The organism is Alteribacillus bidgolensis (assembly GCF_002886255.1).
Taxonomy (GTDB): Bacteria; Bacillota; Bacilli; order Bacillales; family Marinococcaceae; genus Alteribacillus; species Alteribacillus bidgolensis.
Genome location: NZ_KZ614149.1, coordinates 4,317,597 through 4,342,811, shown reverse-complemented (window position 1 = coordinate 4,342,811; position 25,215 = coordinate 4,317,597). Strand labels below are relative to the sequence as shown.

Annotated in this window: 24 protein-coding genes, 1 tRNA gene, 2 pseudogenes and 1 riboswitch; of the genes and pseudogenes, 15 read left to right on the top strand and 12 right to left on the bottom strand. The window is 38.2% G+C overall.

All coding sequences use genetic code 11. The features are described from left to right. Both CEF16_RS21355 and CEF16_RS21350 read left to right on the top strand, forming a co-directional pair. Nucleotides 1-1,378 (top strand): tripartite tricarboxylate transporter permease (locus tag CEF16_RS21355; protein WP_096241776.1); only part of this gene is annotated, 1,378 nt, incomplete at its 5' end. Nucleotides 1,379-1,774: 396 nt separating this feature from the next. Then, entirely contained in the window at nucleotides 1,775-2,959 is a 1,185-nt protein-coding gene (locus CEF16_RS21350; protein WP_091586011.1) for a cation:proton antiporter, read from the top strand. 133 nt (nucleotides 2,960-3,092) lie between these two features. Here CEF16_RS21350 and CEF16_RS21345 read toward each other — a convergent pair whose 3' ends face one another. Then, nucleotides 3,093-3,509, bottom strand: a complete 417-nt coding sequence (locus tag CEF16_RS21345; protein WP_091586009.1) for an organic hydroperoxide resistance protein — start codon at nucleotides 3,507-3,509, stop codon at nucleotides 3,093-3,095. A gap of 277 nt (nucleotides 3,510-3,786) precedes the next feature. Here CEF16_RS21345 and CEF16_RS21340 point away from each other — a divergent pair, with 277 nt between their 5' ends. Further along, a complete protein-coding gene (locus CEF16_RS21340; protein WP_091586007.1) occupies nucleotides 3,787-3,987 on the top strand; it encodes a cold-shock protein in 201 nt (66 codons plus the stop codon). 453 nt (nucleotides 3,988-4,440) lie between these two features. On the opposite strand, the gene recQ is transcribed toward CEF16_RS21340, so the two are convergent. Then, nucleotides 4,441-6,210 (bottom strand): DNA helicase RecQ, encoded by a 1,770-nt coding sequence (gene recQ, locus CEF16_RS21335; RefSeq protein WP_091586005.1) that lies wholly within the window; start codon nucleotides 6,208-6,210, stop codon nucleotides 4,441-4,443. 156 nt (nucleotides 6,211-6,366) lie between these two features. On the opposite strand from recQ, the gene CEF16_RS21330 reads away from it, so the two are divergent. After that, a complete protein-coding gene (locus CEF16_RS21330) occupies nucleotides 6,367-7,476 on the top strand; it encodes a PQQ-dependent sugar dehydrogenase (protein WP_091586003.1) in 1,110 nt (369 codons plus the stop codon). 36 nt (nucleotides 7,477-7,512) lie between these two features. Here CEF16_RS21330 and CEF16_RS21325 read toward each other — a convergent pair whose 3' ends face one another. From CEF16_RS21325 to CEF16_RS21310, 4 genes are read right to left on the bottom strand one after another with little or no spacing between them, the layout of a single operon-like run. Continuing rightward, nucleotides 7,513-8,082 (bottom strand): manganese catalase family protein, encoded by a 570-nt coding sequence (locus CEF16_RS21325; protein WP_091586001.1) that lies wholly within the window; start codon nucleotides 8,080-8,082, stop codon nucleotides 7,513-7,515. Between the two features lie 16 nt (nucleotides 8,083-8,098). Then, on the bottom strand, nucleotides 8,099-8,365 hold the full coding sequence (locus tag CEF16_RS21320) for a spore coat protein CotJB (protein ID WP_091585999.1): 267 nt from the start codon (nucleotides 8,363-8,365) through the stop codon (nucleotides 8,099-8,101). Then, nucleotides 8,362-8,589 carry a spore coat associated protein CotJA gene (locus CEF16_RS21315; protein ID WP_091585997.1) on the bottom strand — a complete coding sequence of 76 codons (228 nt, stop codon included), beginning with the start codon at nucleotides 8,587-8,589 and terminating at the stop codon, nucleotides 8,362-8,364. The genes CEF16_RS21320 and CEF16_RS21315 overlap by 4 nt, the downstream gene beginning before the upstream one ends. 46 nt (nucleotides 8,590-8,635) lie before the next feature. Further along, nucleotides 8,636-9,286, bottom strand: a complete 651-nt coding sequence (locus tag CEF16_RS21310) for a hypothetical protein (protein WP_175488363.1) — start codon at nucleotides 9,284-9,286, stop codon at nucleotides 8,636-8,638. 131 nt (nucleotides 9,287-9,417) lie between these two features. Between CEF16_RS21310 and CEF16_RS21305 the strand changes: the two genes are divergently transcribed. The 3 genes from CEF16_RS21305 to CEF16_RS21295 all read left to right on the top strand — a co-directional run bounded on the left by CEF16_RS21305 (nucleotide 9,418) and on the right by CEF16_RS21295 (nucleotide 11,151). Beyond that, nucleotides 9,418-9,505, top strand: a tRNA-Leu gene (locus CEF16_RS21305). A gap of 518 nt (nucleotides 9,506-10,023) precedes the next feature. Then, nucleotides 10,024-10,398, top strand: coding sequence for a type 2 periplasmic-binding domain-containing protein (locus tag CEF16_RS21300; protein ID WP_091585995.1), 375 nt, complete (start codon nucleotides 10,024-10,026; stop codon nucleotides 10,396-10,398). A gap of 36 nt (nucleotides 10,399-10,434) precedes the next feature. Next, entirely contained in the window at nucleotides 10,435-11,151 is a 717-nt protein-coding gene (locus CEF16_RS21295) for an NAD-dependent protein deacylase (protein WP_091585993.1), read from the top strand. Between the two features lie 53 nt (nucleotides 11,152-11,204). Here the strand turns inward: CEF16_RS21295 and CEF16_RS21290 are convergent, their stop codons facing one another. Further along, on the bottom strand, nucleotides 11,205-12,452 hold the full coding sequence (locus CEF16_RS21290) for a YeeE/YedE family protein (RefSeq protein WP_091585991.1): 1,248 nt from the start codon (nucleotides 12,450-12,452) through the stop codon (nucleotides 11,205-11,207). 108 nt (nucleotides 12,453-12,560) lie between these two features. Further along, complete coding sequence (locus CEF16_RS21285; RefSeq protein WP_245917953.1) at nucleotides 12,561-13,163, bottom strand: DNA-3-methyladenine glycosylase; 603 nt, start codon at nucleotides 13,161-13,163, stop codon at nucleotides 12,561-12,563. Nucleotides 13,164-13,244: 81 nt separating this feature from the next. Then, nucleotides 13,245-13,429, top strand: a riboswitch (cobalamin riboswitch). A 150-nt stretch (nucleotides 13,430-13,579) separates the two neighbouring features. Here CEF16_RS21285 and metE point away from each other — a divergent pair. The 3 genes from metE to CEF16_RS21270 are packed head-to-tail and all read left to right on the top strand — an operon-like array spanning nucleotide 13,580 to nucleotide 19,293. Next, nucleotides 13,580-15,865: a 5-methyltetrahydropteroyltriglutamate--homocysteine S-methyltransferase gene (metE, locus tag CEF16_RS21280; RefSeq protein ID WP_091585989.1), complete on the top strand. Its 2,286-nt coding sequence runs from the start codon at nucleotides 13,580-13,582 to the stop codon at nucleotides 15,863-15,865. Nucleotides 15,866-15,897: 32 nt separating this feature from the next. Beyond that, nucleotides 15,898-18,198 (top strand): ribonucleoside-diphosphate reductase subunit alpha, encoded by a 2,301-nt coding sequence (locus tag CEF16_RS21275; RefSeq protein ID WP_091585987.1) that lies wholly within the window; start codon nucleotides 15,898-15,900, stop codon nucleotides 18,196-18,198. A 57-nt stretch (nucleotides 18,199-18,255) separates the two neighbouring features. Further along, a complete protein-coding gene (locus tag CEF16_RS21270) occupies nucleotides 18,256-19,293 on the top strand; it encodes a ribonucleotide-diphosphate reductase subunit beta (RefSeq protein WP_091585985.1) in 1,038 nt (345 codons plus the stop codon). 316 nt (nucleotides 19,294-19,609) lie between these two features. Here CEF16_RS21270 and CEF16_RS25045 read toward each other — a convergent pair whose 3' ends face one another. From CEF16_RS25045 to CEF16_RS21260, 3 genes and pseudogenes are all read right to left on the bottom strand, one after another. After that, a complete protein-coding gene (locus tag CEF16_RS25045; RefSeq protein ID WP_281259222.1) occupies nucleotides 19,610-19,807 on the bottom strand; it encodes an alpha/beta hydrolase in 198 nt (65 codons plus the stop codon). Beyond that, nucleotides 19,794-20,242 (bottom strand): annotated as a pseudogene (locus tag CEF16_RS25465) (alpha/beta hydrolase fold domain-containing protein). The gene CEF16_RS25045 and the pseudogene CEF16_RS25465 overlap by 14 nt, the downstream one beginning before the upstream one ends. After that, nucleotides 20,206-20,571, bottom strand: coding sequence for a hypothetical protein (locus CEF16_RS21260; RefSeq protein ID WP_139185967.1), 366 nt, complete (start codon nucleotides 20,569-20,571; stop codon nucleotides 20,206-20,208). The pseudogene CEF16_RS25465 and the gene CEF16_RS21260 overlap by 37 nt, the downstream one beginning before the upstream one ends. Nucleotides 20,572-20,772: 201 nt before the next feature. On the opposite strand from CEF16_RS21260, the gene CEF16_RS21255 reads away from it, so the two are divergent. Both CEF16_RS21255 and CEF16_RS21250 read left to right on the top strand, forming a co-directional pair. Then, entirely contained in the window at nucleotides 20,773-21,372 is a 600-nt protein-coding gene (locus CEF16_RS21255; protein WP_245917952.1) for an IMEF encapsulin system ferritin-like cargo protein, read from the top strand. A gap of 15 nt (nucleotides 21,373-21,387) precedes the next feature. Next, nucleotides 21,388-22,236 (top strand): family 1 encapsulin nanocompartment shell protein, encoded by an 849-nt coding sequence (locus tag CEF16_RS21250; RefSeq protein WP_091585979.1) that lies wholly within the window; start codon nucleotides 21,388-21,390, stop codon nucleotides 22,234-22,236. A gap of 107 nt (nucleotides 22,237-22,343) precedes the next feature. On the opposite strand, the gene CEF16_RS21245 is transcribed toward CEF16_RS21250, so the two are convergent. Next, nucleotides 22,344-22,808: a hypothetical protein gene (locus CEF16_RS21245; protein WP_091585977.1), complete on the bottom strand. Its 465-nt coding sequence runs from the start codon at nucleotides 22,806-22,808 to the stop codon at nucleotides 22,344-22,346. 144 nt (nucleotides 22,809-22,952) lie between these two features. Here CEF16_RS21245 and CEF16_RS21240 point away from each other — a divergent pair, with 144 nt between their 5' ends. From CEF16_RS21240 to CEF16_RS21230, 3 genes and pseudogenes are all read left to right on the top strand, one after another. Next, nucleotides 22,953-23,303, top strand: coding sequence for a 2Fe-2S iron-sulfur cluster-binding protein (locus CEF16_RS21240; protein WP_091585974.1), 351 nt, complete (start codon nucleotides 22,953-22,955; stop codon nucleotides 23,301-23,303). Between the two features lie 89 nt (nucleotides 23,304-23,392). Then, a pseudogene (locus CEF16_RS21235) lies at nucleotides 23,393-24,320 on the top strand (S66 peptidase family protein). Between the two features lie 136 nt (nucleotides 24,321-24,456). After that, entirely contained in the window at nucleotides 24,457-25,134 is a 678-nt protein-coding gene (locus tag CEF16_RS21230) for a superoxide dismutase family protein (protein WP_091585972.1), read from the top strand. Nucleotides 25,135-25,215 lie beyond the last annotated feature (81 nt).

Sequence of the window (25,215 nt, the reverse complement as noted above, 5' to 3'; positions counted from 1 at the left end):
TGGCCCGATCAGTGCCATTGCCATCATGATTCCATTAACCTATAATATGGATCCAACTGTCGCTTTAGTTTTAATGGCTGGAGTCTACTACGGCGCTGTATTTGGCGGATCAACTTCTTCCATTCTATTAAACGCACCAGGTATTTCCGGAACAGTTGCTACGTCGTTTGACGGCTATCCAATGGCCCAGCGTGGAGAAGCTGGAAAAGCACTGGCTGTTGCCGCCATTGCGTCTTTTTTTGGGGGTACAGTCAGTGTAATATTGTTAATGCTTTTCGCACCTGTTTTGTCGAGTGTAGCTATCGTGTTTGGGCCGCCCGAATACTTTGCATTAATGGTGCTCGGCTTAACTGCCATTTCCAGCTTGTCAGACGGATCAACGGTTAAATCATTGATTTCTGCTGTTCTTGGCATAATGGCTGTAACCATAGGTATTGACAGTCAAACAGGAACTACTAGATTTACATTTAATAATCCTAATTTACTTGAAGGCATTGACTTTTTAGTTGTTGCACTTGGTTTGTTTGCTCTTGCTGAAGTTTGTTCTTTGATTATTAATCGCAATCAAACGTCAAAGGATCGTAAATCGCTTGGCAGTTTAAAATTGTCTAAAAACGATTTGAAAGATATGAGCGGTCCTATGGGACGACAATCAGTACTAGGTTTTATTCTTGGCGTACTACCTGGAGCAGGTGCTACCATTGCCTCTTTTATTGGATATATTACAGAGAAAAAGCTGGCTAAAAAACCCGAGGAGTTTGGAAAAGGAGCTGTACGCGGTGTAGCTGCACCAGAAACAGCTAATAACGCAGCCACAAGTGGTGCATTTGTTCCACTTTTAAGTCTAGGGATTCCTGGGTCTGGTACGACCGCTGTTTTACTTGGTGCTTTATTAGTATTAGATGTCCAGCCTGGTCCCCTATTAATGAGTGAACAGCCTCAGTTATTTTGGGGTGTGATTGTGAGCATGTATGTCGGGAATTTATTTTTATTAATTTTAAACCTGCCATTAATTCCTTACATTGCCAAAATCCTTGCTATACCCAGACCGCTGTTAATTTCACTAGTCATTATGTTTAGCATGATTGGTGTGTATTCAATTAGTTTTAATACGTTTGATCTTTATCTACTCGTAATTTTTGGTGTTATTGGATATTTAATGCGTTTGTTTAAATTCCCGCCTGCACCTTTTATTCTTGCCTTTATCCTTGGAGGAATGATGGAAGAGTCCTTTAGACAGGCTATGACAATGTCTAATAATGATTTAAGTATTTTTATAAATAAACCGATTGCACTCGGCATGCTTATTGCTGCCTTCTTATCCTTTACTGTGCCTATTTGGCAAGGGTATCGTAATAAAAAGAAAAATGCCTCATAGTATGAAGCTGTCCCAAAAACTTAAGGGACAGCTTATTTTGGTTTGCAGCCGATCGAATACTTATGGTAAATATAGTCATTTTACCTGCACTGTTTAACCAATAAAATTTTATGCGTTTCACAATGATTTACTGTAAATAACTTCCATTTGTTTCCATTTACTACCTGCTTTTATCCTCGCTGTTAAACCGTTCTATCAAGATGATATGTTTCATTTTCCTTTATTCAGGCTATTATTTAGATAGCTTTATTAAATCTCCCGATTGCCTTCTAATCGCTTTAACATATTAGATACTCTGCTGCAAGCATGCTTTTTTCTTAAAGCATTTCTTTTAAAAATAGGCCAGCCAGAGATTAATAATATACTTTCTGTTGTAATCAAGAAAGGGTGGCAGTGATGGACCCGAATAAATTATTTATTATTACATTAATTGGCTTTTTTGTTTTTTCTCTCGATAAAAATCAAAAAAAGTTTCCAGCCCCAATTATATTGATAGCAGCTGGAATTATTTTAGCATTCTTTCCATTTTTCTCGACTATTGATTTAACGAGAAGCTTCATTTTCGATTGGATTTTGCCTGCTTTATTGTTCATATCGGCTTATCAGTTCCCACTTGATCAAATTAGAAAAAAAGCAGGTTTAATCATTACGCTTGGCACTGGAGGTATTTTTCTTTCTGCTATTCTACTCGGTTTTTCATTGTATACTGTTGGCCAGCCTCTTGTAGGTTTATCTCTTTCAGGGGCAATGGTTATAGCTGCTTTATTAATACCAACAGATCCTGTCACAGTTGTTTCCATACTAAGTAAAAGTAAAGACAAACATCACTTAGCTGAAGCTGTAGAGGGAGAATCTTTAATTAATGACGGTACAAGCATTGTTATTTTTAGTTTGATTACCGGATATTATTTTGGGGAGAAATCTCTTCATCTTGGTTCATTCACTTGGGAATTTGTTTATACTTCTGTTGGCGGGGTGCTGATAGGTTTTATTATTGGTTATAGTATTTCAAAAGGAATTCACTCAGTGGACCATCACGCTTACAAAGTCTGGCTTAGTCTGATGCTTGCTTACGGAAGTTTTTATCTTGGTGAAGCGTTAGGTGTTTCCGGAGTCCTTGCTACGGTTGTTAGCGGTCTTCTTTTATCAAAAGAACTTTCAGGAAATAAAAAAGAAGAAGTATTGCGAAGAGATTTAAAAAGTTTTTGGGGCACAATAGAACCTGTCTTATTGTCAATAATTTTTATTATGATTGGAATAGAAAGTTTAGATTTTGTCACGATAGACGGTCTTCTTTTTACAATAATTGGTTTTTTGTTATCGATTATTGTGCGGGCCTGTACACTTTTTCCTATTTTGAAAACAGTTCCGCGTTGGCGGCAAAACTATACAAACACAGATATTTTGTTACTAACATGGGGCGGAATTAAAGGAACGATGTCTCTTGCATTGTTACTAGGGATATCCGGAGAATCGGGCGGCCATGACAATTTGCTCTCATGGGCATTTATGATGATTATGTTTTCCCTTCTCATTCAAAGCTTAACATTCTATCCTTTAAAGCAAAAACTTGGTGATTGAAATTTTCTCCCATTAAATTACTCATGATAATAAATTCTTTTACTAAGGAAAACCACAAAAGTACGTTATTTGTACATTCAACACACTGAAAAGCTGTCCTAGAAATTGATTTTAGGACAGCTTGATTCTTGTATTATATGGCCTTTGTATTGATGCTTACTTCAATGTTTCCTCTTGTAGCTTTGGAGTATGGACATACTTGATGGGCAGCTGTTGTCAGCTCCTCTGCTTCCTCTTGGCCGACACCGTTTACTTCTACGTCTAGCCTGACAGCTATTTTAAATCCATTATCTTCTTGATCTTTCAATAAACCGACGGCACCGTTTACCTTTGAGTCAATTTCTTTATTCTGATTTTTAGCCACAAGGTTTAGCGCTCCATCAAAACATGCAGCATAGCCTGCTGCAAATAATTGTTCTGGATTGGTTCCTTTTTCTGAAGAACCTGAACCTGGCATTTCGAGATTTAAATCAATGATTCCATCATCAGATTTCACGTGTCCTTCTCTTCCGCCCTTGGCCGCAGCATGGGAAGTAAACATTGGTTCCATTTTTCATCACCTTTTTCCTTAATTATTTGATTTATAACTAATTTGTATATTATCGTTATTCCTCTATTGCTCCCCATAATAAACGTTTTTTGCATATTCTAAGTTCATTTAATATTAAAAATAACATTTTGTTTGCTTAAGGAGTTGCAATTCTTTTCAGTACATGATAAGATGTAATTGCTATTTTGTAACCTAGGGTCAGAGGTCGCTTTGATCATAGTGTTTAGCAAGATAAGTAATTTATTTCGTGCGTAAATCTCGCACACAGGAGGATCACATGGAACAAGGAACAGTTAAATGGTTTAATGCAGAAAAAGGTTTTGGATTTATTGAGCGTGAAGGCGCAGACGATGTATTTGTTCACTTCTCTGCTATTCAAGAAGAAGGGTTCAAAACATTAGAAGAAGGTCAGCAAGTTAACTTTGAAATCGTTGAAGGCGACCGCGGCCCACAAGCTGCAAATGTAACTAAACAGTAATGTAAAACCAATAACCAAAGAACTCTCTCCGGAGAGTTCTTTTTACTTTTTCCGGACATTAAGAAAAAGTACAATTACTTAAAAGAGGGAGTTCAAACAAAAAACTTCTCCTAAGAACATACATGTCGACGCATTGGATTTGCTACCGCTGACAATGCCGCAGGTCGTGACATTTTTAGCGATGCGCCAAACAGACAATTAGAAAAACTTGGCTTGCCGCCAAGTCCTTATGGCGGATGCCATCGTTTTTCTTATACTTTATTCCTTTCATAAAGTTAAACTCTCCTAAAGTACAAAAAAGACCCCTGCTCTTGCGGGCCTTTATGTTATGACGTCTTCATTCCATTGAATGAAGAATTTCCGTACGTCTTCTACATTTAATCCGCTTTCTTTGGCTTTTTTCATTCAGCATATCCATTCATGCAAGATGCTAAGAAATTGATAATGAGTTTATTACTCTATTTTATGACTATGTATTATATCTAAAAAAACTTCTCCATACGATTCTAGTTTTTGTTTCCCTACTCCTTTTATTTGGAGTAATTGGGTCTTATCAGCAGGAAGATAGGCACATATATCCAAGAGGGTACGATCAGAAAATACCATATAAGGAGCTATTCCTTGCTGTTTGGCTATAACTGCTCGCTCTTTTCTCAATTCCTCAAACAATGGATTTTCTTTGTCCACATTTTTCGCTTTTAATGTTTCTTTTTTCTTCACTTTCTGCTTCCCTTTTAAAACATGGAGAGCACGATTAGTCAGCTTAAGAACTGGATAAGCTCCTTCTATGAGCTGAAGGTATTGGTGAGCTAGTAAAAAGTCAATAAACTCATTTACTTGTTTTTGTGATTGGTCTTTTAACAATCCATAGGTTGACAAAGTATCTAGTCTTAATTGACGGAGTTTTTGATTAGATGAACCGGTAAGAACTTGAGAAACCAATGTTTTCCCGTACCTTTCTCTCATTCGTTTCACACAAGAAAACACCATTTGTGCTTCTGTTGTTGCATCCTTTAGCGATCGATCATCCGTACAATGAAGACATGTCCCACAAGTATCTTTAGGCTCTTCTCCAAAATATTTTAAAATATAGTTTTGCAAGCAATCTTCCGTATGACAATAATTAACCATCTGCCTTAATTTATTATATTCCATCTCTTTACGCGGTTCATCCAAACGAGACTGTTCAATTAAATATTGATGAGTATGGATATCTTTTGGAGAAAAAAATAATATACAATCACTTTCTGATCCGTCTCTTCCTGCTCTGCCTGCCTCTTGGTAATAAGATTCAATATTTCTTGGCATCTGTGCATGCAGCACAAAGCGAACATTTGATTTATTAATTCCCATTCCAAACGCAGTTGTTGCTACCATTACATTAGACTCGTCATAAACAAACCGCTCTTGGCCGACAGCTCTGTTTTCAGCAGTCATTCCTCCATGATATTTTTCTGCTTTTATGTTTTCATTTGTAAACTTATGATGGAGCCGTTCCACTTCTTTTCTTGTCGCTGCATAAACTATCCCTGCTTGTTCACGGTGTTTTTTGATGTAATCTGTAAGATAACTGTCACGATCCTGTCCTTTAATAACAGAAAAAGTTAAGTTTTCTCTTTTAAAACCAGTAAGTATCACATTATCTTCAGATATGGAAAGAGCCCTGCTTATATCTGCAGAAACTTGCGGCGTTGCTGTAGCTGTAAGAGCCAGTACGGATATATTTCTGCCAGCAAAATCCAAAAAACGCGGGATAGTAAGATAGCTTGGACGAAAATCATGCCCCCATTGGGAAAGGCAATGTGCTTCATCAATGGCAATCAAAGAAATAGGCACTTTTTTTATTTTATGTAAAAAAGCTTGGTGTTCTAACCTTTCCGGTGCTAAATAAAGCAAGCGATATTCTCCATTTTGCAAATCTTTCATGCATTGTTCTGTTTCTTCATAGGTTAAAGAACTATTTATGTAAGTGGCTGGTATTCCTGCCTCGTTTATTTCATCGACCTGATCTTTCATCAAAGAGATTAACGGTGAAATTACTACGGTTAATCCGTCTAGTAGGAGTGACGGGATTTGATAACATAAAGATTTTCCTCCCCCAGTTGGCATGACTCCTAGAACACGCTGCTTTTCAAACACTTTTTCTATAATGTTTTTCTGTCCACGGCGAAATTGAACATACCCAAAGTATTCTTTCAAATATTTTTCCGCTTCAGCTATCATAAACTTCCTCCTGCAATAAAAACGATTCTAAAACTTGTATATTTATTATAACTCATAAAAATACTTTAGGTTAAGTCCAACCTAAACCGGGAATAAGGGGAATTAGAAATAAAATCTAATCAAGGATTGGAGGAAAGATGATTTTTACAATGTAAAATATCATGGTTTTTAATTATTCTTTTTCTGCTTACGTCATTTGAACTTTCAGGCTGTATTTTTGATCCCAAAAAAGAATATGATTCTTCACAAGAAATTCCCGGCACGAACACAGAGAAAACAACGGAAAGGGATGATTTATATGTAGAAACAGTCGCAGCCGATCTGAACGTTCCTTGGACGATTCAACCCTATGAAGATGGCTTTTTTATAACAGAAAGAGAAGGTCATATTGCTTTTATCGATAAAGATGGATCGTTAAACCGTCAGCAAGTAGAACTTGAAGAAGAGGTAGCCAGCCAAGGAGAAGGCGGTCTGCTTGGCTTTGTACTTGATGAGAATTTTAAAGAAAACCAAACCGCTTATGTTTATCATACTTATCGTAATAATAATTCTCTCTTTAACCGAATCGCGGTAATTAAAAAACAAGGAGACAATTGGAGAGAACAAAAACCTTTATTAGAAAACATACCAGGCGCTGACATTCACAATGGCGGCCGCTTGAAGCTTGGACCAGATGGCATGCTTTATGCAACCACAGGAGATGCAAATATGAAAAACGAAGCACAGCAGTCTGAAATCCTTGCTGGGAGCATACTTCGAATCGATTTAAACGGCCGGGTTCCAGAAGATAATCCATTGGAAGATTCCTATGTTTTTTCTTATGGACACCGTAACCCTCAAGGGCTGGCTTGGGATGAAAATGAAAGGTTGTACAGCTCGGAACACGGCCCTTCTGGACATGATGAAATCAATAGGATAGAAGCTGGCCAAAATTATGGATGGCTTGCGATAACAGGTGATGCAACGAACACTGCCATGCAGTCTCCACTTTTTCATTCAGGAAACAACACGTGGGCCCCGTCCGGCATATCCTTTCATAATGGAAACCTATACGTTACAGGATTGAGAGGAAATCAACTCATGCGATTTAACTTGGAGAAAGAAGAAATGGAGATTGTCTTCTCAGGGGAAGGGCGCCTTCGAGATGTATATATTGAAAATGATAATATGTATGTTATTACAAATAATAGAGATGGCCGCGGTACTCCAGGAGAACAAGATGATCGACTTTTACACTTAAAGAATTTTGAGGTTCATACGGAATAAAAGCAGACAACTTTTCATGTGTCTGCTTTTTCTAATTTAAAAAAATTTCTGTTTATCTCTTTCTTCTTTTAATATTTCAACTGCTTCTCTAAAACGCTGGGAATGAACGACTTCTCTTTCTCTTAAAAATCTCAAGCCATCATTTAAATCAGGATCATCGGACATATCAATAAGCCATTGGTAAGTAGCACGTGCCTTTTCTTCAGCAGCGATGTCTTCATATAAGTCAGCAATAGGATCCCCTTTTGCTTGAATATAGGTAGCCGTCCATGGAACTCCGGCTGCATTATGGTAAAAAAGAGCTTTGTCATGGTCAGCATAGTGAGCCCCGAGTCCAGCAGCTTTCATTTGGTCCGGAGTAGCATCTTTTGTTAATTTATATACCATCGTAGCAATCATTTCTAAATGGGCAAACTCTTCGGTACCAATATCAGTAAGTAATCCAATAACTTCATCCGGAATACTATATCGTTGATTTAAATAACGGAGCGCAGCAGCTAGTTCTCCATCTGCACCGCCATACTGTTCAATTAAATACTTTGCCAGCATCGGATTACATGTACTCACTCTAACTGGATATTGCAGCTTTTTTTCATAAATCCACATAAGCAGCCTCCTCCTTCTATAGTTGCCACGGCCATGGTGATTGGTTCCAGTTCCAAGGATAACCGCTGTAGCTGTTTCCGAATTGCTGCAAAGGACCATAATACTGTTCAATTTGCGGTACTAATTGATGACGGTAATAGGCCATCTCGTTAAATTGCTGAATGGCAGCTGTATCATTTGGATGAGTATCCAAATACAAAGTTAATTCCACTAATACAAAATCGACCGCTTGAAGTTCTTCCATTAATGGATAAAATTCTTTCGGAAGCTGCTTTTGGCTCATGTTTCATCCCCCCGAGTATAAGATTTTTCATACGGAGAAAATAAAACAGGCCAAAGGGTCCCGCAAAATAAGGCCTGCTGAGGATTATACTGCGGAAGGCCGGGCGGCTGAAAGCCTAAATAGAGTTCTGGAGGAGTTTCATAAGACTTTACCCTGATCGGCGGACAAGGATCAAACGGACTGATATAAGGTCGGTAAAACTTCCGCTGAGTAAATTCTTTCATGCTGGCACCTGCCTTTATCCGTTTTAACTCAGCTTATGAATCTCCATTATAATTTAGAATGTTTTTTCCACTTTTGTAAAAGCTTCTGTGCATAGTTCGATTGATAAAAAATATCAAAAATTGTACTAATCATAAGGCCATAAAAAACTACCCCGAGAATGCTGAGAAGAACTAAAATAATATGCCATGTCATCGTTATTGGTTCAAAATTAGACCTTCCAAATAATACAAAAGACAGCAATCCGCTCCAAAATGCTTCTATATAACCGTCAATTTCTGGTTCTAAATAATAAAGAGGAATAATAACGATAAAAAGAAATACAGAAGACAAAGATACAATAACAGCGAGATTTTGTTGTTTTAAAAAACGCACAAACGGCATCGTATAATATTTTGTTATAGTTTTTAGTCTTAATAAATGGAGTATTCTAGCTGCTCTTGCCACTTGGAAGACAGCATCAAGCGGTATGACTGCTATAACAATAAATGGATTTGCTTTTACAAATTTCCATTTGTTTTTACTCGTTACCAGCCGGTATAAAAAGTCAAGAAAGAATACTCCCCAAGTTCCCCAAATCAGATAACTGTCCACCCCTGTGTCATACCATAACGTTCCTATAGAAGCAGCGGCCAAAAGGACCATAATTACTTCGTATGTAATATCTATTTTTGAACGATCCCCATTTGACGATCTCATGTATGTACACTACTTTCTCTCTGAGTCTAAGATATTTTTATTTTACCATTCCATTTCTTTTGGTTTCACTTAATTTTCCTGAAATTACTCTTGCAATGTTGGGATTATCCTTTTATAATATAATTTGGCTTGCGGTTGTGGCGGAACTGGCAGACGCGCACGGTTCAGGTCCGTGTGGGCATTACACCCTTGGAGGTTCGAATCCTCTCAGCCGCACCAACCTTTCTCCTTTTTATTCCTAATTAGTATAATTATTTTTAATACAAGAGCTATCCTATTAACGGATAGCTCTTTTTTTACTTTTGGAACGTTTAAATTTGTTAAAGGATCAAAGTATAAGCAAAACTACAGCTCCCTTGATAAGTACTCGGCGGCAAGCCGAGTTTTTCTAATGGCGTTAAAAATTCCTTTCTGTTTTCATTCTAATTACGGCAAGTACGGAAACTTAGCATAGTCTAGTAGAAAGCTTCTCTTCTTAGCAGGGGATAAATATATCTCTGCAAGCACTAAGCCCTCTTTTTCCAAAAATCATTATTAGTACATATTTACACGGAAAAAATTTTAAGATTAAGCAAACATTTATTTGGGTAGACAATGGAAGAAAGGAGATAAGGAGAGATTGCTTATGCTTAAGCATATGGGGCTAATTCAACCCCCATGGCATATTAGGAAGTGTACAGCGGGCTGCAGCTTAATATGATTGTTGGACAAGAGAATCCTTTTTTGCTGTAGAAGAAATGAACTTTCATGAAGTCCAGAATGACTTGAGTGACTCAAGACATGCGTTGTACGCTACGACGACCGCAGTTAATCCTGATTATTATGAAAGTTTGCCAGAAGACATTCAAGATAAAGTTGATGAAACGATTGAAGAACTTGCAGAAGAGTGTTTTAAGATTCAAGAAAAACGGAATGAAGAAGCACTGGAGTCAATTTACTCAGACAATGAAGTAGAAATCACCGAGCTTTCAGATGAAGAAAGAGATGCTTTTCAAGAAAGAAGTAAACAAGTTTTTGATACTTACAAAGAAGAAGTAGGTCAAGATAGTGCTGAGATTTTAGATGAATTGCAAAAAGAAATAGAACAAGCAGAAAATGGGATGGGAAATTAACAATCCTCCCAGTTAAGGCCAGTTAGAGGTGATAAGGTGGAAAAATTAGCAGATTGGATAAAAAATGCGAACTACACTGTGGTTATGACAGGGGCAGGAATGTCCACTGAAAGCGGGGTGCCTGACTTTCGTTCTAACAAAGGGATATGGAAAGATCGTGATCCTATCGCTTTAGCAAGTACCGAAGCCTTGCAATACAACCGGGAAGCTTTCTTTTCTTTTTATCAATTAAGAATAAAGTCTCTAGAAGAAGTAAAGCCCAATAACGGCCACTATACACTGGCAGACTGGGAACATCACGGACTCCTGCAAAGTCTTATTACACAAAATGTTGACGATCTTCACTCAAAAGCCGGCAGTAGAAATATGGCAGAGCTTCATGGATCTATTGCTGAACTTCGCTGTCATGATTGCGGTTATCAAATATCTAGTGAGGCTTACCTCGAAAATAATACAACGTGCCCCAAATGCGGCGGCTTTTTTCGTCCTAATGTCGTTTTATTTGGAGAAATGCTTCCAGAAAAAGCAATACAATTTGCTCAGCAAGAAACAGCAAAGGCCGATTTATTCATTGTGCTGGGTTCAAGTTTATCTGTAGCACCAGCTTCAGCGTTTCCAGCTGAAGCAAAAGAAAACGGAGCAAAACTTGTTATAATTAATAAAACGACTACTGAACTTGACGATCACGCTGATTTAGTGATTCAAGAACGCAGCATAAGTGAGGTTTTAGAAGAAACAAATAAGTTTCTATAGAAAAAACAGCCTGAGGAGTGAATTGAACTGTACCCCCAAGGCTGTTTTTTATTTTAACAGAACGAATCTTTAGATTTAGGTACCGAAAGACCTAATAGCGGGCGTAAGAACAGCGCTAAAAATGTTCCAGCAAGGGCAAGCACACCCCAAATATAACCGTGTAGACTAAAGGATGCAATTCCTCCAAAGTATGCACCGATATTACAACCAAAGGCAAGACGGGCTCCATATCCCATCAGTAAACCGCCAATGATAGAAGCAGCAGCATTTTTCCGCGTAATATTATTAAACCTAAAAAGTCCGCCTGCAGCTGAGGCAAGAAAAGCTCCTAAAATAACACCAAAATTTAAGACTGTAGTCGAGTCTGCAAAAATAGAAGCCTGCAGCTGATCTGCATTTGCTTGCCAATATCCCCAGCTGGATACATCAATTCCAGCAGCTTCAGCTGCTTTTGATCCCCACAGAGTAAATGCGGACGTAATTCCCCACGGCTGGCCGCGAGTCGTTAAGGTTAAAGCGTTTAAAACGGCGAGCATTATTGCAGCTGTTATTAAGGGCCATGATCCTCGAAAAATTCGTTTCCACCCTTTTGCGGAAGGTAAAGCTGCCATTTTTGGCGGATTCTTTTTCTTTTCCATCCGAAGCGTAATAATAAAAATGAGCCCGAAAAATAGAATAGAAACAAACCAGGCTCCAACATATCCAAGTCCTGTGGAAGTTGCTAAAGAAATTGGCTCAAAAGCTGGCAAATCATTTGTCCAAAAATCAAAATGATAAGCCCCAATAGTAGCACCTATGATGAAGAACAGCAAAGTGATAAACATTACCGACCTTCCACCGCCAACAGCATAAAGTGTTCCTGAAGCACAGCCGCCTCCAAGCTGCATACCGACCCCGAACATAAACGCACCAACAAAAAGACTCACTCCTACGGGGGCAACGTAGCCTTCTGCTGTCCCGCCAAAGAAAGTGAAACCTGTTGCTAAGATCGGAGCAAACAGAGTGACTGCGGCTGCAAGCATTACCATATGCGACCTTAACGCTTGACCATTACCTACCGACATAAACCGTCGAAAAGCTGAAGTAAAGCCAAAGCGAGCATGAAACAAAGTGTATCCTAATAAAAGACCTATAATCAGCATCAATGGCTGCACGATGTTCTGGGTTAACGACAGGAAAATAAAGAGAATTGCTGCAGCAATTAAACCTCCTATTACAAGCGGCATTTGAGCCTGCTTTAACGAGCTGCTGCTTTTTTCCGCCCCTTTTTGTTCTGAAACAGGCGGAACATGGGCTTGCATTTATAATCACCTCAAATTTTATCGTTTTAGTAGGTTTTCTACGTTTAACTAGGATACAAGGCACATTTATTATTGTCAAAGGAGATGTTTGGTAATAAGTTAACAAGTTTATCTTGATACAAATGGATTACCCGTTTCCCAAAATCTCCATGGATAATCTTTGGCTTCTCCTGAGTTATCTATTCCTATCCGCGGGCCGCTCGTAATAGATGATGGTGCTTGGCCTTCTGCTATATATAAAGGCTTTTCATAAAAACGCCGGCCATAATCAGCTTTTATAATTCCAAGTGCTTTTGTTAGTTTTCCTGGACCATTTGTTAAATCTTTTTCTTTTTTATTTCCCCTCCGCTCATACATGAGCTCGATGCCTTCAACGGGTTCTACAGCTCTTATCAATACAGCCTGCGGTATCCCGGTTTTTTCACACACTACATTAACTAAACAATGGGTATGCATCTCATACGTGTACACATGACCAGGTGTACTAAACATAACCTCTGTTCGTTTTGTCCGTCTGTTTCGATAACTATGTGCGGCCCTGTCATCAGGTCCCATGTAAGCTTCGGTTTCCACAATACGTCCTGCCGCTAATCCTCTTTCTGTTTCTTTCACTAAAATTTGGCCGACAAGACTTTTGGCCATTTCTAAGGTGGACTGATTGAAATATTCAGCACCTATCGGTTCAAAAGACATATTTTTCACCTCATACATATGGTTTAACTTTTCCTCCTAATATTTAAACATACTTGACAGTAACCCGTGACAAGATATATAGTTTTTCTACAATAACAAAGCCATATAACGGAAACAGGTATCTTAGAATTTTCTAAGATTTAAAAGGGAAGTCCGGTGAAAGTCCGACGCGGTCCCGCCACTGTAACAGAGGAGTCATAATAACCAGCCACTGATAAAGATCGGGAAGGCTATTATGGCAAAGATACTGAAGCCAGGAGACCTGCCTGTTTTAACAGCACCGTTTAACCTACGGGAGATAGGGAGGTGCTCCTGCGTTATATTATTTACAGCCAGGGTATTTTTACATGCGTTCTCCCATCTGCGCATCGTAAAAATATCCTTTTTTTATGAAGTAATCTTATTTCAAGCAGAGATTTGAGGAGGAAGCAATGATGGGAATTACATGGACAAGCAGTAATTTAGGTTATCCAAGACTCGGAGAAAACAGAGAGTGGAAAAAACTATTAGAGCGTTTATGGAAAAATGAACTAGATGAAGAAACATTTTTAAAAGAAATGAAACATCTTCGTTTAAATCATTTAAAAAAACAAAAAGCCAAAGGTATTCAAAGCATACCAGTTGGCGATTTTACCTTTTATGACCACATGCTAGATACAGCTGTAATGTTCGGAATCATTCCGAGGAGATTTCACTCAACCGATAAGAAAATTTCATTATCTACTTATTTTGCAATGGCACGAGGTACAGCAGAGGCTCCCGCTTGTGAAATGACCAAGTGGTTCAATACAAATTACCATTATATTGTGCCTGAACTTAACGAGACCATCCCAACCTTAACAGAAAATAAACCGCTAAAAGCTTATTTAGAAGTGAAGGAAGAGTTAGGTATAGAAGGTAAACCCGTACTTATTGGACCAATAACTTTTCTCAAACTCTCAAAAGGGTATAAAAAAGAAAGCTTTGGATCTTTGCTCCAAAAATTTGTCCCATTATACGTTAAAATTCTTCAAGAACTGGAAGAGGCAGGAGCAGCTTGGATACAAATCGATGAGCCTTCTTTAAACGCTTCATTTCCTATCGAAGATTATTTCTTTGTTCAAAAAGTTTATGAAACATTTCAACGAGAAGTGCCCAATATTTCTATTATGCTTCAAACCTATTTCGAAGCTGCAGACCACTATACCAAACTAGTATCATTGCCTGTTGATGGAATCGGCCTTGATTTTGTTCACGGCTGGGAGAAAAATATACAAGCACTGAAAACGGAAGGATTTCCTGCAAATAAATCTCTGGGAGTTGGTTTGATTGATGGCCGTAATGTATGGCGTGCCGATTTACAGAAAAAACATAGCGAACTTGAGTTAATCACCAGTTATCTCCCTGAAGGAAACCATTTTCTGCAGCCTTCAAGCAGTCTCCTTCATGTTCCGGTTTCAACAAACAGTGAAAGAAAACTTTCACCTGTTTTAAAAGATAGTCTTTCTTTTGCGGATGAAAAATTAGAAGAAATAAATTCATTAACTAATATGTTGAACAAAAAACCTGATGAAAAATGGTTGGAAAAAAATCAAAAGGTATTCCAACGTTTCGCTGAAACCTTTCGGCAGCAGTCAGAGAAAATAACAGGAGAGAAGAATAAACTTCCATCTAAGCGCAGCCTGCCTTTCTCCGAACGTAAAACTCACCAGGATAATAAATGGAAGCTTCCTTTACTTCCAACTACTACTATTGGCAGCTTCCCGCAAACCAAAGAGGTGAGATTGGAAAGACGAGCTTTTCGGAAAGGGGAAAAATCAATTAACGAATATCAAACTTTTATTCAAAACAAAATCAAAGAATGGATTGATATTCAAGAGGAAATTGGGCTCGATGTTCTTGTACATGGAGAGTTTGAACGAAATGATATGGTGGAGTTTTTCGGTGAAAAATTAAATGGATTTGCTTTTACTGAAAACGGCTGGGTCCAGTCTTATGGTTCTCGCTGTGTCAAACCGCCAATTATTTATGATGATGTAGCATTTGAACATCCAATGACCGTGGAAGAAACCCGCTTCGCTCAATCCTTAACAGAAAAACCGGTAAAAGGTATGCTGACTGGTCCAGTTACTATTCTAAATTGGTCTTTTGAAAGAGATGATATTCCACGTGAAGAAGTAGCTTATCAAATTGCCTTAGCATTAAGTTATGAAATAAAAGCCCTCGAATCGGCAGGCATAGAAATGATTCAAGTGGATGAACCTGCTTTAAGGGAAGGATTGCCTTTAAAACGGGAGGAATGGGATCGATATTTGAATTGGGCTGTGCATGCTTTTCGTTTAGCAACATCTAATGTGAAGCCTTCTACACAAATCCACACCCATATGTGCTACAGCGAGTTTCATGACATGATTGAGGCCATTAGAGCCCTTGATGCTGATGTTATTTCTATTGAAACATCAAGAAGTCATGGAGAGTTGATAGAAGCGTTTGAAACCGCGATTTACGAAAAAGAAATTGGTCTAGGTATTTACGATATTCATAGTCCAAGAATTCCCTCAGTAGGAGAAATGAAAGAAATGATTGAACGAGCCTTACGGGTTCTGCCTGCTTCTTTATTCTGGATCAATCCAGATTGCGGTTTAAAAACTAGAAACAAAGAAGAAACAGTGAAATCTTTGAAAAATATGGTACAAGCAGCAGAAGAAATTCGAGAGTCCCATAAACTGCAAATAAAGTAAATGATTATTTTAATGCAGATTGGGCAGGAGGTATGACATTGACCACTATCACAAAAGACAATGGCAACAGACAACTTTCGTTTGACCAATTACGTTTAAGCCGTTTTATAGATGAGGTTACTCATGATTATCCTCATCTATCGATTGATGAATACAAACAAGAAGTAACCGAAAGTATCAAACATAAAGAAAACTATTCATCTGAGCAAATCACCAACCTTTTAGCCCTGCACGCCTCAGAAAGAATTGACAGAAATGAACCTGACTGGACTTATGTAGCTGCAGCCATTTATTTAAAAAAACTTTATAAAGAAGCTTCGAAAAATAGAGCTTATGACACGGACGAAAAATATGGATCATTTTATGGATTGTTAAAAGTTCTCGGCTCTATTGGTGTTTATGACCAAGCACTTTTGCGCGATTATTCAAAAGAAGAAATTTTAGAACTAGAAAAATGTATCGACCCCGAAAAAGACAAGCTTTTCAGTTACGTAGGGATACTTACCCTGGCTCATAAATATTTAGCAATGGACAAAAGCAAAAATGTCTTTGAATTGCCTCAGGAAAGATTTATGATCATTGCTATGAAACTCATGATAAATGAACCTAAGTCAACTAGGCTTTCCTTAATCAAAGAGGCATATTGGGCATTATCTAACCTTTATATGACGGCTGCTACACCGACTCTATCTAACGCTGGAAAAAATACTGGACAGCTGAGTTCCTGCTTTATTGATACCGTAAACGACAGTTTGCGCGGTATTTTTGATTCCAATACAGATGTAGCTAATCTTTCTAAAAATGGCGGCGGGGTCGGTATCTATTTCGGAAAATTAAGGAGCCGAGGTTCGGACATTAAAGGGTACACAGGTGTAGCCGGCGGTATTATGGGATGGATGAAACAATTAAACAATACCGCTGTCTCTGTTGACCAGCTCGGACAAAGACAAGGAGCTTTTGCAGTTTATTTAGACGTGTGGCATAAAGATATTTTTGAATTTCTTGATGCCAAGCTAAATACTGGTGACGAACGTCTTCGTACACATGATATTTTCACCGGAGCATGTATACCGGATTTATTTATGGAAAAAGCTGAAAATCGTGAAGACTGGTATCTGTTTGACCCTCATGAAATTCGTACTGTTATGGGCTGGTCTTTGGAGGATTTTTATGATGAAAAACCTGGAAAAGGGACATTTCGTGATAAATACCAGGCATGTATCGATCATCCTCACCTTTCCAAGGAAAGAGTACCTGCCATAGAAATCATGAAAAGGATCATGAAATCGCAGCTTCAAACAGGTACACCGTATATGTTTTACAGAGATACTGTAAATCGGAACAACCCTAATAAACATGAAGGCATCATATACAGCTCTAACCTTTGTACAGAAATCATGCAGAATATGAGTGCAACCACAATAAAAGAAGAACGTTTAACAGAAGAAGGAACAATCATTACAGAAAAAATACCGGGAGATATGGTTGTTTGCAACCTCTCTTCTATTTCTCTAGCGAAAGCAGTAAATGATAATGTGCTTGAACGATTAGTTCCCATTCAAGTACGAATGTTGGATAATGTGATAGATTTGAACACAATTGAAGTGCTCCAGGCCCGCCAAACAAATAAAAAATACCGAGCTATTGGTCTTGGCACGTTTGGGTGGCACCACCTTCTGGCCTTAAAAGGGATACGATGGGAATCAGAAGAAGCTGTCTCCTATGCAGATCAGCTTTATGAAAAGATTGCATACCTCACCTTAAAAGCATCTTGTAACTTAGCACAGGAAAAAGGAGCTTATCCTCTTTTTAAGGGAAGTGAATGGGAAAACGGCACCTATCTGAAAAGAAAATACAGCACAGTAGATAAGGAGGGGCATATTTATTGGGATGAGGAAGAGTGGAAAAACCTTTCTGAATCAATTCAGCACTATGGTCTTCGAAATGGGTATTTAATGGCTGTGGCACCGAACGCTACTACATCCCTTATTGCCGGTTCTACTGCCAGCATAGATCCGATTTTCCGCCAAGAACATGTCGAAGAAAAGAAAGGCTTTCGGTCGCCAGTTACCGCCCCTGATATCAGTGCTAAAACTATCTGGTACTATAAATCTGCTTTTAACCTGGATCAATTGTGGAGCATTAAACAAAATGCTGCTCGCCAAAAACATATTGATCAATCAATTAGTTTTAATCTATATATTCCTCGAAGCATTAAAGCAAAAGATTTCTTGGAAATGCACCTAGAAGCCTGGAAATCGGGATTAAAAACTACCTATTATACTCGTACGACATCTTCAGTTATCGAAGACTGTGAGAGCTGTTCGAGTTAATGCAGGGATTTTCCCCTGCTCTTTCCAATACCATTTGCAAAGGAGCATAGCACAACAATGACAATGTTAAAAATGCGAAAATTATATGATACTAATGCCCCGAACAAATCAACCGGAATTATTAATGGAGAAAGTTCTAATGTTTTAAATTGGGATGATACCACCAGGAAATGGACATATCCTATGTATAAAAACATGCTGCGAAACTTTTGGATACCAGATGAAGTCAGTTTAATAAACGATAGGAACCAATATAAAAGCTTGAGTGAAGAAGAACGGGAAGCTTTTAATAAAATTATTGGTTTGCTGGCTTTTCTCGACAGTGTCCAGACGGATTTTTCCTCTAAAGTTTCAGATTATCTTACAGATTCAAGCCTTTCTGCATTAATGTCTGTGCTTGCTTTTCAAGAAGTCATTCATAATGAATCGTATACTTATGTATTATCTAGTGTGACCGACAGCCAAACTCAAGATGAAATTTTTGAATACTGGAAAACAGATGAGGTACTGCTTGAGCGTAACAAGTTTATTGCAGATGGCTACAATGCTTTTATTGAACTTCCTACAAAAGAAAATTTTGTCCGAGCCATTATTTATGACGTCATTTTAGAAGGGTTGTTTTTCTATTCCGGTTTTGCATTCTTTTATAATCTTGCTCGAAATGAAAAAATGCTGGGTACTGCAAAAATGATAAATTTCATCAATCGAGATGAACAACTTCATGTAAGCCTCTTTACTAATATTTTAAAAGAAACCCTGCAAGAAAACCCAGAACTAGATACAGAAGAATTTGCAGCTTTTGTACATGATTGCTTTAAAAAAGCTGCCGAATTGGAAATCAAGTGGGGCAATTACATTATAGGAAACAATATTGACGGCATCCATGCTGGTGAACTAGAAAGCTATATTAAATTTATGACAAACAAGCGTGTACGTGAATTAGGTTTTGACCCAGTATTTGAAGGATACCGCCGCAATCCAATGCGCTGGATCTCTGTTTATAACGACAACACCACCGGAAAAGCTGACTTCTTTGAAACAACAGTCACTGATTATAACCTCGTCGATGCCGACAATGACTTCGACTCATTGTAAAGAAAACTCGCTGATTGGCGAGCCCTTAGGCGATGACAGAAGCGTAGTTGCCCTTATACTATCTTCCTCTTTCCAATCTATGATAGTATAAAGAAAACTCACTGATTGGCAAGCTTTGGCTGCTTATACTATCTGCCGAATGAACTTATCCATACTCAAAGTATTAGAAGAACTCATTCTCCCTTATGAAGAAGGTTCGGAAAAAGTTTTCCGGACCTTTTTTATAATTTAGAAATGTTTAGCATTTTAAAGGATCAAAAAGTAAAACTACGTCTTCCGCCATTTGGACTTGGAGGTAAGCCAAGTTTTTCTAACATTATTTTAATTCTTTTTTCAAAGTAAGAGAAGCTCTTTCTATTGCTCTTTTTCCTATATCAAGAGTGGAAGCCATGCTCATAAAACCGTGAACCGTCCCATCATAGCGTACACATTCGACATTCGCTTCAGCTTCTTCTAACACTTTTGCATATTGTTCTCCTTCATCACACAGCGGATCGTATTCAGCTGTGACAATAAAATGTAGGCGGAATCCCGGAAAAATCCTTGTTATTCATAGGAGACACCATTGGATTTTGTTTATCTTGTTTTCCGTTTAAGTAATGGTTTCGAAACCACGTCATCATCCCCGCTGTCAAAAAGTAGCCTTGTGAGTTTTCTTTCATGGAAACAGAAGGTATGTTTGATACCCCCATGCTTGGATATAACAGTAATTGATAAGCAACAGCGGAGTGCCCTTGTCTTTAGCAAGATGCGTGACGATTACTGCTAAATTTCCACCTGCACTATCTCCGCCTACTGCAATTTTGGATTTGTCAGCATTAAAATCTTCCGCAAACCGATAGACATATTCTGCCGCTGCATAAGCATCCTCCACAGCAGCAGGAAATTTATATTCCGGAGCCAATTTATAATCTACTGAAATAGTGACACATTCCGCTGTATTTGTAATAGCCCGGCATATACCATCATGACTCTCAATACTTCCAACAACCTAACCCCCTCCATGATAGTATACGAGACGGGATAAGTATCACACTCGACTTCAGGATAATAAACTCTAACGGGAATGCTGCCATCTGGTCCTACAATTGAAAAGTTTTCGACATTACCAACTGACACCGCTTCTTCCTGCCGGGCAAATATTTTTACAAAAGCTTCTCTTGCCCGCTCTGGTGAAAGCGCGTGCATTTCATAACCACCAGTTTTTCCCATCTGATCGAGTACATATTTGGTTTGTTCGTCCAATCCCATAATCGTATTCCCCCATTTCTGTTTCATTTCGTAGTTAATTCTCTTAAGCTTGGCAGCAAGGCAAGTGGTTTTATCTGTAAAAATATTCTATAGCATAATTTACCATTCCTCTTTTAACGAGAATATTTTTTAGGGTTAATTACTCTAATTATTTCAAATAAACTTGTTTTAACTAATAATTTTTGGGTACAATGATAAAAATGCTGAATTTTAAAAATTGGAGGTGTTATGGTGACATTATCTTTTTCGCAATTAGAAAATATCTTTAAACGAAACCGTCAAGCATTAAATGAATTCAAAGGTATCATCACTCCTGTTATTGAAAATGCCAAGGATGATCATGAACGGCTGTACTGGCATCATATTTATGAAGAAGAAGACCATCGGCATGATCGTTTAGATCATTTACTGCCAGCCCTAAATTCTATTAATGAAAATGAATCCCCTATTTCACCTGACAGTAGTGAGTTTGTCCATCTACTCCAAGATATCAGCTTAGAAAAATTCGGATTACATAACTTTCTAGAACACTTGGATCTCTCTCTTTATACATTTAAAGACACTGAACTAGAAGAGCCTATTCGTTCATTACGAGATATGACAGCAGCTGATTACGAGGAAACGAAACAATTATTAGAACAGTTGAATGAAGATTTCAAGGGAACACTTCAATATAACGCTTCCGTACCAACCGATGAGAAAGAAGATATTGATGAAAATTTAAAAATTGACGCGTATACATCTTCAAAAAGTGAAGCTCCAGCCAATAAGAACATCAATGAATTTACGAAAAGAAAACAATTAACTGTCGGAAGCCTAAAGAAATAAAGGGAGGTCTCTATCATGGACAAAACAAATCTATATGCTGATTCACCATTAAATAATAGTGAGTGGAATGAACTAGATCAAACAGTATTCGAACATGCGAAAAAACAGCTGGTCGGCAGACGTTTTATCGATATTTACGGTCCACTTGGAGAAGGGATGCAATCTGTTCCTACAGACATCTATGAAGCCCCTGGCAGAGGCGGAATGAGTTTTCACGGGGCAGATTCTGAGCTATCCAATCCAACCCGCCGAGTCAACCTTACGATTCCGCTTTTATATAAAGACTTTATTCTGTTTTGGCGTGATATTCAACAAGCTAAAACATTGAACAGTCCCATTGATTATTCTGCTTCCGCTAATGCAGCACAGCAATGTGCTCTACTAGAGGATGATCTCATCTTTAATGGCTCAAAAGAATTTGATCTTAAAGGGATCATGAATATAAAAGGCAAACTGTCTCATATTCGCAGTGACTGGATGAAATCGGGAAATGCTTTTACGGATGTCGTGGAAGCAAGAAATAAATTGTTAAAAATGGGGCATACCGGTCCTTTTGCTCTGGTTCTTTCACCAGAATTATACGCTCTTATTCACCGTGTTCACCAAGACACGCATGTATTAGAAATTGAACATGTCCGTGAACTGATGACAGCAGGTGTTTTTCAATCTCCAATGATCAGAGGCAGCCGCGGAGTGGTAGTCGATACTGGAAAGCAAAATCTCGATCTTGCTATAGCTAGTGATTTTGACACTTCATTCTTAGACGAAGAAAATATGAACTACCTATTTAGGGTGTATGAAGCTATTGCGTTACGAATTAAGCGCCCAACAGCTATTTGTACACTTGAAGATGTTGAAAAGTAAAGAGCTTAAGGCTTCGACAGAAGCGTTGGACAAGTAAAACAAAAACAGGGTCAGCTTCTTTTAAGAGAGAACTGACCCTGCTTCTTCTATATGAATCAACATATTCTTTATGCTATGGTATAAACTTTTTCTTCTGGATATATAACACTCACGTCAATTTCTTGCTTAGCATTACTTAAGCCAATATCTTCAATAATCATTGCAGCTTCCTCTTTGAAAAACGGGTTGTAACTTCCTTCATTTAACTCAAAAAGACGTTTTAAATATTTTAATTTTTCCTTCATCTTTGTATGTTTAAATGTTTGATTACGTATTTCGAATATTTTCTTATGTTCTGGCTGATGAATCATACTAATGTCTTTAGCATTTACAATAAGCTTTTGTCCATTCTCGGTCACACATCCAATGGAACATAATGCAGACCCTATTAACTCAACTTTTGTTATAACTACGTTATAAAATTCATCGCCGCTTGAGAGACGGAGGTACTCACTTTCAATTACACCTCCAACTTTTCTTTCATTCGCAAGGACGGTATACATATCATCATAGCCATTAATCTGGTTTTTCATGCTGATACCTCTCCTTTTCCAGTATATCAATCACTTTTTATGATAACGATTCTCATTATCATAATTGTAAGTGAAAAACAGCCTTAGGTCAATATACATTCTGAATATTAAATGCAAATATATAATTAGGAAAGGTGACTATCTGTGACAAATAAATTGACAATTGGTTCCTTGAAACCAGGCAGTTCTGCTTTTAATAGGAAATTTGAAAGTTCTTCTGTTCCCGCTCAAACTTCAGAAAATTTTATTGAAATCCAGCAGCATCAAAATACATTTAAGATTAAACCGGACCGTAATAACACCGTTCTTAATAGTGCTTTAAATCAAGAATTTGAGCTTGACTATAAGTGTAAAAAAGGGACGTGTGGTAAATGTCGTGTTAAATTATTGAAAGGTAATAGCATGTTAACTTCCGTTAATGAAGCAGAGAAAAAAAAGTTAGGAAAAGAAATTGATGCTAATTATCGTCTGGCTTGCCAGGCTGTATTTAAATAATTATAGGAAGTTTATTGATCCTGTGATGATTCTACCTTTTTTTCCATATACATCTATTAAATGTATTGGCAAAAAGGCAGGGATGAAAATTGGCGAATAAACCTCCGCTTCTTCAAGCGGGTGACACAATTGGAATCGTTACTCTAGGAAGTCCCATTGATCCAGCTGCTGCAAATCCTAGAATTGAGATATTGCGTGAGTTGGGGTTTAATGTCATATTGGAAGATTATGTATATGCGCGTGACGGTTTTCTTGCCGGATCAGGTGAGGAGCGCGCGTTTGATTTTATGCGAATGATTGCAGAAGATGAAGTAAAAATGATTCTTCCTTCGCGGGGCGGGGTTGGAGTGGCTGGGATTCTCCCATATCTTGATTTTCAATTAATTCGCAATAACCCTAAAATAGTCACAGGGTACAGTGACATAACAACTTTATTAAATGCTTTATACCAATTTGGAGATCTTGTTACCTTTCAGAGTTTTATGCTGGTCGATTTCAGCCTAACTGCCCCAGCCTACAATTTTGACCAATTTTATTCCGCTGTGTCTACATTAGAATCCCCCAGGCAAATAGAAAACCCGCCCGATATTCCACTGGTCAGCCGTGTTCTGGGAAATGTCACTGCCCCCATTGTTGGCGGCACCCTAACTTCATTCGTTGGAATGCTGGGCACGCCATTTGAAATCGATACAGCTGGCAAAATTATCGTTTTAGAAGATACCCATGAACCAATCGAATACAGTGTATCGATATTTAAAACATCTTGAAATGGCAGGGAAATTTGACGATTGCCTTGGTATTATAATGGGAGAGTGCACAGGATGTCCTGTTTCGTATGGAGAATCATATGAAGAAGTAATTGAAAATTTCCTTGTTCCACTGGATAAACCTTTGATGACAGGATTAACAACTGCTCACGGATTATTCAAAGCTGCTGTGCCTATAGGTGCTATGGCAAACCTTGATACGGTAAACAATACTCTTACTATTTTGGAGCCAACCGCTTCATTTTTTTAATCATGAGATATATAAAACCATGATTTTTGCATTATATAACTTTCTCCGACCTTCTTCTTAACTTTTCCATACCACGTTTAACATAAAGGAGAAAAGGTAACAGAATATGGAAAAGTTTAGAGGAGGATGTATTTCTATGATCAAACAGAGGAGCATACTTATTATTGTATTATTTTTTGTATCATTCGGACTTTACGCTTGCGGACAAGAAGATATTACGGATGAACCAGACACCGACGAAAATCCAGATTCTCCTGAGTTAGAAGAAGACGAAGACACCGATGGAACAGAGGAAGAAACATCAGAGGGGACGGAAAATGAAAGCACAGAACAAGAAGAAGCAGCAAATCAAGACCCCATTACGGTTTCATTGATGAACGGTGAAGAAAATGAGATCGGCACCGCTAACTTAGAAGAAACCGATGAGGGAATTAAAATACAGCTTGAAGCGTCCGGCCTTCCAGAAGATAGTGAACATGGATTTCACATTCACGAGACAGGCAAATGTGAAGCACCTGATTTTGAGTCAGCAGGCGGTCATTTTAATCCAGACGATTCCGATCATGGCTTTGACTCAGAAGACGGACCACATGCAGGAGATTTACCAAATATAACAACAAATGAAAACGGACAAGTCTCTGAAGAATTTACTGTTGAAGATGTAACGTTTGCCTCCGGACAAGAGAATTCCTTATTAGATGAAGACGCCACAGCATTAGTTATACATGAAGAGGCCGATGACTACGAATCCCAGCCATCCGGAGACGCAGGAGATCGTTTAGCATGCGGTGTAATAGAGGAACAAACGGAATAAAGATTAAACGAGATGGAACGGGAGCTTTCCCGTTCCTTAATATTGCTAAGCAATAAAGCTTCCGTCGTCTTCACTTGACGG